Below are 1,378 nucleotides of genomic sequence, written 5' to 3' on the forward strand. Positions count from 1 at the left end.
GGGACTGTCAGCAATTTTGTGTGTGAGGCTACCATTATGGAAATGGAGCCGTTATGCCACGCAAACCCAAGACACCGCCACGAGAACTGCCGTCAATCCCTAAAGAGCTGCTCGACCAATTGGCCTCAGGCCCGATGACGGCAGCTTCAATTGAGGATCTGTCCGCCGCTTTGAAGAAGGCGCTCATCGAGCGCGCTCTGGGGGCTGAACTCGGTCAGCATCTGGGCTACGAGCCCGGGGCTGAGAAGCCGGCTACGGCCACGAATCAGCGCAACGGGCACAGCGCCAAGAAGGTGCTGACATCCGATGGCCCGCTACACCTGCAGATTCCGCGAGACCGTGATTCCACCTTCGAACCGATCCTCATCCCGAAGCACGAGCGCCGTTTTACGGGCTTCGACGACAAGATTATCGCCCTGTACGCGCGCGGCATGACGGTGCGCGAGATTCGGGCGTTTTTGCAGGAGCAGTACGGCACGGAGGTGTCGCCGGAGTTCATTAGCTCGATCACCGACGCCGTCATGGACGAGGTGCTTGTCTGGCAGAGCCGTCCGCTCGAGCCGATGTATCCGGTGGTCTTCTTCGACGCTTTACGGGTAAAAATCCGTGCAGACGGCTTGGTGCGCAACAAAGCGGTCTATCTAGCCCTGGGCGTCCTGCCGGACGGTTCTCGCGATATTCTGGGCCTGTGGATCGAGAACACCGAAGGCGCCAAGTTTTGGATGAAGGTCTTTAATGACTTGAAGACGCGCGGCGTTCATGACATCCTGATCGCCGTCACCGACGGCCTGCAAGGCATGGAGCAAGCGCTTGGAGCCGTGTTCCCGAAGACAACGTTGCAGACTTGCATCGTGCACCTGATTCGCAGCAGTCTGGACTACGCGAACTGGAAGGACCGTAAGCCGTTGGCCGCCGCGCTCAAGCCGGTGTACACCGCACCCAGCGCCGAAGCCGCTGCTGCCGAACTCGATGCGTTCGACCAAGGCGAATGGGGTCGTCGCTATCCGACGGTGGCTTCGGCATGGCGACGGGTGTGGGAGCGTGTCATTCCCTTCTTTACGTTCCCGCCAGCAGTACGCAAGGTGATCTACACGACAAACGCACTTGAAAGCGTGAATGCAGGTTTGCGCAAGATCATTCGCACGCGCGGCCACTTCCCGAGTGACGAAGCCGCGACCAAGCTGCTGTGGCTGGTATTACGCAACATCACGGCAGGCTGGACGCGTGCCGCACACGACTGGAAAGCCGCCATGAACCAATTCGCGATACTGTACGAGGCGCGCTTCACGCATCCCTACGACTGAAAGATCCTCAAACCGCTACCCGCTGAAAAGCGGGTTGCCTTAACTGCCTCAAACACAAAAAATCTGACAGTCCC

At 59.1% G+C, this 1,378-nt stretch carries 1 protein-coding gene; it reads left to right on the top strand.

All coding sequences use genetic code 11. The features are described 5' to 3' along the window. Positions 1 to 53: 53 nt before the first annotated feature. On the top strand, positions 54 to 1,304 hold the full coding sequence (locus NCT03_RS33570) for an IS256 family transposase (protein ID WP_250495504.1): 1,251 nt from the start codon (positions 54 to 56) through the stop codon (positions 1,302 to 1,304). Positions 1,305 to 1,378 lie beyond the last annotated feature (74 nt).

It is taken from the genome of Caballeronia sp. GAWG1-1 (assembly GCF_023631465.1).
In the GTDB taxonomy this organism is placed as follows: Bacteria; Pseudomonadota; Gammaproteobacteria; order Burkholderiales; family Burkholderiaceae; genus Caballeronia.